The 5484-nt window shown below is 65.7% G+C and carries 5 protein-coding genes and 1 rRNA gene; 3 read left to right on the top strand and 3 right to left on the bottom strand.

Annotated elements, in window-relative coordinates; translation table 11 throughout:
• A 5S ribosomal RNA gene (gene rrf / locus AC1D2K_RS28875) occupies positions 1-89 on the top strand; the annotation flags it as partial.
• 77 nt (positions 90-166) lie between these two features.
• Here the strand turns inward: rrf and AC1D2K_RS28870 are convergent.
• Together AC1D2K_RS28870 and AC1D2K_RS28865 are read right to left on the bottom strand one after the other, a co-directional pair.
• Positions 167-1093, bottom strand: coding sequence for an MBL fold metallo-hydrolase (locus AC1D2K_RS28870; protein ID WP_478093111.1), 927 nt, complete (start codon positions 1091-1093; stop codon positions 167-169).
• Complete coding sequence (locus AC1D2K_RS28865) at positions 1087-2778, bottom strand: AMP-binding protein (protein WP_478093109.1); 1692 nt, start codon at positions 2776-2778, stop codon at positions 1087-1089. The genes AC1D2K_RS28870 and AC1D2K_RS28865 overlap by 7 nt, the downstream gene beginning before the upstream one ends.
• 149 nt (positions 2779-2927) lie before the next feature.
• On the opposite strand from AC1D2K_RS28865, the gene AC1D2K_RS28860 reads away from it, so the two are divergent.
• A complete protein-coding gene (locus tag AC1D2K_RS28860; protein WP_478093107.1) occupies positions 2928-3812 on the top strand; it encodes an esterase/lipase family protein in 885 nt (294 codons plus the stop codon).
• 35 nt (positions 3813-3847) lie between these two features.
• Here AC1D2K_RS28860 and hppD read toward each other — a convergent pair whose 3' ends face one another.
• Positions 3848-4975, bottom strand: coding sequence for a 4-hydroxyphenylpyruvate dioxygenase (gene hppD, locus AC1D2K_RS28855; RefSeq protein WP_478093104.1), 1128 nt, complete (start codon positions 4973-4975; stop codon positions 3848-3850).
• Positions 4976-5127: 152 nt separating this feature from the next.
• Here hppD and AC1D2K_RS28850 point away from each other — a divergent pair.
• Positions 5128-5484 (top strand): Lrp/AsnC family transcriptional regulator (locus tag AC1D2K_RS28850; protein WP_478093102.1); only part of this gene is annotated, 357 nt, incomplete at its 3' end.

Below are 5484 nucleotides of genomic sequence, written 5' to 3'. Positions count from 1 at the left end.
CCACTCCTTCCCATCCCGAACAGGACAGTGAAACGACTCAGCGCCGATGATAGTGCGGGTTCCCGTGTGAAAGTAGGTCATCGTCAGGCTCTTACAGCCCCAAATAGCCCAGCCCCTCAAAAGGCTGGGCTTTTTGCGTTTCGCCTTCCGACGATCAATCGGCGATTCAGCGATTCAGAATTCTCGAATCCTCTACCGATGCAGCTCCGACCGCGATGAGCTCATCCACAACGCCTGCCATTAGCGGAATCAGTGTGAGCGCGCCAAAAAAGCGCGCTCGGATCGTCTCGAAATAGGGGGTCTGCGCGAGCCACGCGTTCCATTCGGCCTGGCCGACGGACTGCAGTTCGAGCAGCTTGAACTTCAACAAGACCTTGAGCGCATGCCGCGCATGCTTGACCGGGTCGCGCGCAAAGCCGTCGAGCCTGCTGCGGGCCTTTCGCAGGGCGCCCGGCGCGTCATGAAAGACGCTCCCGTGCCCGGGAATCACGTGCAGCGGCCCGAGCGACTCGATCAGGTCCAGCGTCGCGGCGACCTCTTCGAACGACGCTTCGCCGAGCAGTTCGGGAAACACTACTCCGAAGCCGTTCTCCCAGAGTGCATCGGCGGAGATCAGGGTCTTCGATGCCGGTTCGAAGAGGATGACCGAGTGCGGATCATGGCCTTTGGCGGCATGAATTTCCCAGGCGAGGTCGCCCAGCTGCATCTGCTGCCCGGGCTCGAGCAGGCCGTCGAAGCGGAAGCGGTCGCAGCACTGGCCCGTCGCGCGAAAACTCAAGGCGTCCTCGTCCCAGCGCTGCACCGACGCGGCCTCGCCGGGCGGGATCAGGCAGCGGACCGCCGGATAGCGTCGCTGCAGGGCGGTGTTGCCGCCGCAGTGGTCGCTGTGCAGGTGCGTGTTCAGCAGATGGTCGAGGGGTCGCGCGCCCAGCGCGCTCTCGATCAGCGCCACAGTCTGCGCCGAGTGGGTCACATAGCCGGTGTCGACCAGGGCCGTCTGATCCCGCCCCGTGAAGAGGATGTTGTTGGCCGACAGCCAGCCCCGCTCGAAGACCTGGAGTTGCGTCGGAATGCCTTCGGCGGATGTCAAGATGCTGCGCCCGGCCGCAATTGCCGCCGCAGGATCTTGCCGACGTTCGTCTTCGGCAGCGCATCGCGGAATTCGATCTGCTTGGGCCGCTTGTAGCCAGTGAGCTGGTCGTGGCAGTAGCGCATGACGGACTCCTCGGTCAACGCCGGGTCCTTGCGGACCACGAAGACCTTGATGGCCTCGCCCTGCTTCTCATCGGGAACGCCGATTGCGGCGCACTCGATCACGCCGGGGCACAGCGAGATCACGTTCTCGAGTTCATTCGGGTAGACGTTGAAGCCGCTGACGATGATCATGTCCTTCTTGCGATCCACGATCCGGCTGTAGCCATCCTCCTGCATCACCGCGATATCGCCGGTGCGCATGAAGCCATCGGCAGTGAACGCCGCCGCCGTCTCGGCAGGCTGGTTGTAGTAGCCGACCATCACGTTCGGCCCCTTGATGCAGAGCTCGCCGGCCTCGCCCGCGGGCAGCGACCGGCCTTCGTCGTCCTTGATCGCGATCTCGATGCTCGGCAAGGGCAGGCCGATGTTGCCCGTGTAGGCGGTGTTGGTCACCGGATTGTTGGTGCCGATCGCGCAGGTCTCGCTCATGCCCCAGCCCTCGATCATCGGACAGCCGGTGACTTCGGCCCATTTGCGCGCGGTGCCCTCGGAGGCCGCCATGCCGCCGGCCTGCGAGACGAACAGCTTCGAGAAATCGAGCGTCTTGAACTCGGGGTGGACCAGCAGTGCGTTGAAAAGGGTGTTCACGGCCGGCAGCATGTGGAAGGGCCGCTTCTTCAGCACCGCGATGAACTTGGCTGTGTCGCGCGGGTTCGGGATCAGCGTGAGATGCGAGCCCTGGCGGATCGCGAGCAGGCACAAGGTCAGGGCGAAGATGTGATACAGCGGCAACGCGGCGATGCTGTTGACCTTGGACAGGTCGCCGGCACGCCCGAGCGCCGGCGTGAACCAGGCCTCGGCCTGCAGCGTCGCGGCCACGATGTTGCGATGCGTGAGCACCGCACCCTTCGAGAGCCCGGTGGTGCCTCCTGTGTATTGCAGGAAGGCGATCGAGTCGAGCGTGCTCGGGTCGGCCGCCAGCGCGCGGCCGCGGCCGGCGGCGATCGCCTTGGGGAAGGGCGTGACCGTGCGGCCGTCGGACAGCGCGATCTTGTAGGGCGGCACCATCTTGGCGAGGTGCCGCACCGCCACCGTGATCCAGGCGCCGTAGAGCCCGCCCAGCAGGTCGCCCATCGCGGTCACGACGACGTGCTTGATGGTGGTGCGATCGATCACCTGCTCCAGCGTGGAGGCGAAGTTCTCGAGGATCACGATCGCGGTGGCGCCCGAGTCTGTGAGCTGGTGCTCGAGTTCGCGTGCCGTGTACAGCGGGTTGACGTTGACGCAGGTGTAGCCTGCGCGCAGCACGCCGCAGATCGTGACCGCGAACTGCGGCACGTTGGGAAGCATCACCGCGACGCGCGCACCGGGCTCGAGCCCGAGGGACTGCAGCCAGACGCCCATCGCGCGCGACAGCGTGTCGAGCTCGCCATAGGACATCCATTGCTCCATGCAGACCGAGAACGGCCGCTCGGCATAGCGCTTGAACGATTCGTCGAAGAGCTGGCCCAGCGAGCGGTACTGTTCGGGGTGGACTTCGTGTGGCACGCCGGCCGGGTAGTTCTGAAGCACTGAGGTCTGCATTCGGTTTCCTTTGGCGCGGATTGTCGGAGCGAGCGACGGGCTGCCGCCAGCGGGCTTGTCCTAGGGTCGGCGCAGCGAGGACACGAAGCGACTGGAGCGCGGGGGCGCAAGGTGGCGTTCGGCCCTGTCGCGCGTGCGATAGTCGGTGCATGGTTGCACGTGCTCAGCGGTGGTTGGTATTCGGTTGGCTGGTCCTCGCGCTGGCGTGGACTGGCTTCTGGTGGGACCGGTCGCCCGCGGCCGCGATCGCCGGGCTGCTGGTRCTGAGCTGTTCCCATGCGCTCTTCCTCGCGCTCGAGTTCGCGTTGAGCCATCGGATCGGCGCGCACGACCCCCTGCCCCGCGCGAGCACCTGGCAATTCTTCAGGGCATGGCTGGCGGAATGCGTGGCGGCGCCGCGCGTGTTCGGCTGGTACCAGCCCTTTCGCTGGCGCGCGATTCCCGATCATCTGCCGCACGGGCGCCGCCGAGGGGCGGTGCTGATCCATGGGTTCGTCGGCAATCGCGCGTTCTGGAGTCCGTGGCTGCACGAATTGCGCACGGCCGACCGCGCCTTCGTGGCGGTCGACCTCGAGCCGGTCTTCGGTTCGATCGATCGCTATGTGCAGACCATCGAAGCCGCCATCGTGCGCGTGACCGCGGCGACAGGCCTGCCGCCGGTCCTGATTTGCCACAGCATGGGCGGGCTCGCGGCCCGCGCCTGGCTGCGCGACGCCGATGGCGCGCGCGTGCATCGCATCCTGACCATCGGCACCCCGCACCGAGGCACCTGGCTGGCGCGCTTCGGTCGCACCGTCAACGGTCGGCAGATGCGCATGGGGGGCGAGTGGCTGCAACGGATCGACTGCGAGCGGGCGAGCCCCCGGCAAGTACCTTTCACCTGCTGGCATTCGAACTGCGACAACATCGTCTTTCCTGCCTCGGTGGCCACGCTGCCGGGCGCGGACAACCGGCTCGCCGCAGGGCGGGGGCATGTGGAGATGGCCTTCGACGACCGGATCAGACGGGAGTCCCTCGCACTGCTCGACGGCTGAGGCCATCGCCTCCGATCGAAGGCGGGCCGGGCAACCTACTGCGCGGCGGCGAGCACGCCGCGGCGGATCTGGTCGAGCTCGATGCTCTCGAACAACGCCTTGAAATTGCCTTCGCCGAACCCGTCGTCGCCCTTGCGCTGGATGAACTCGAAGAAGATCGGACCGAGCTGGTTCTCGCTGAAGATCTGCAGCAGCAGCGCGCCCTTCTTGCCGTCCACCAGGATCTTGCGCTTCTTGAGCTCGGCCACGTTCTCGCCGTGGCCCGGGATGCGCTTGTCGATCAGCTCGTAGTAGGTGTCGACGGTGTCGAGCAGCTTCACGCCCGAGGCGCGCAGCGCGTCGACCGAGTGCGCGAGGTCACGCGATCCCATGGCGATGTGCTGGATCCCTTCGCCGTGGTAGCTGTCCAGGTACTCCTGGATCTGCCCGGCCTTTTCGTTGCCTTCCTCGTTGATCGGGATGCGGATCTTGCCGCAGGGGCTGGTCATGGCCTTGCTCTTGACGCCCGTGACCTGGCCTTCGATGTCGAAGTAGCGGATCTCGCGGAAGTTGAAAAGGCGTTCGTAGAAGTCGGCCCATTCCTTCAGGCGGCCGCGGTGCACGTTGTGCGTCAGGTGGTCGATATAGGTGAGGCCGTGGCCTTCGGGCGCCAGCGCCTCGACCGCCGAGAGGCCGGGCAGCGCCTCGAAATCGACGTCATAGAAGCCGATGTTGCCGATGTCGCCGGGCGCTGCGCCGTTCTTGCCGCGCCAGCGGTCGACGAAGTAGATCAGGCTGTCGCCGATGCCCTTGATGGCCGGGATGTTGAGCTCGCCCGGGCCGGCGCCCGGGGCGAAACCCCAGGCGCCGAGGCCGATCGCGCGCTCGTAGGCCGCCTTGGCGTCCTGCACGCGAAAGGCGATCGCGCAGATGCTCGGGCCATGCTGGCGCGCGAAGCGCTGGGCGAAGGAGTCGGGCTCGGAGTTGATGATGAAGTTGATCGTGCCCTGGCGGTAGAGCAGCACGTTCTTGTGGCGGTGCTTGGCGATCGGCTTGAAGCCCATCTGCTCGAAGACGCGGCCCATGGCGGCCGGATCGGGCGCGGCRTATTCGATGAACTCGAAGCCGTCGGTGCCCATGGGGTTCTCCCAGGGTGTGAAGGCGGGGGTGTCGGTGGTGCTCATTCTTGCTCTCCGTGGGGGCGAGGTGGATTCAGTGTGCCGCCGCGGGGTGGCTGGCGTCCATGGGGGAACTGTAAAAGCGCAAGCCCTCATGATTTCGGCGTTGTTGGGCCTCGATTCGCCATTTCACGCAGGAAACATGCAAAATTCAATGCATGGATGCACTTGACAAGATCGATCGCCACATTCTGCGCACGCTGCAGTCCGATGGCCGCGCCACCTACGACCAATTGGCCGAACAGGTCAGCCTGTCGCCCAGCGCGGTGCTGCGACGGGTCAAGCGGCTGGAGGAGAACCGGGTGATCGACCGCTACGTCGCGCTGGTCAAGCCCGAGGCGGTGGGTTTGGGGCTCACGGCCTACCTCAACGTGCGGCTCGAGAAGCTCACCGAGAGCCATAAGCGAAATCCAATGGACTTGTTTCGCGCCAGCGTGCAGACTTGGCCCGAGGTCGTCGAATGCGCGGCATTGACCGGGGAGATGGACTATCTGCTGCGCGTCGTGGTGGCCGAC

This window comes from Variovorax sp. P1_H12_2, from assembly GCF_056405335.1.
The sequence above is the reverse complement of the archived record's forward strand: the minus strand, read 5'-3'. Positions and strand labels throughout refer to the sequence as shown.

Coding starts and splice junctions, on each gene's coding strand:
- AC1D2K_RS28865 (WP_478093109.1), bottom strand. CDS start 2,778: ATGCAGACCTCAGTGCTTCAGAACTACCCGGCCGGCGTGCCACACGAA.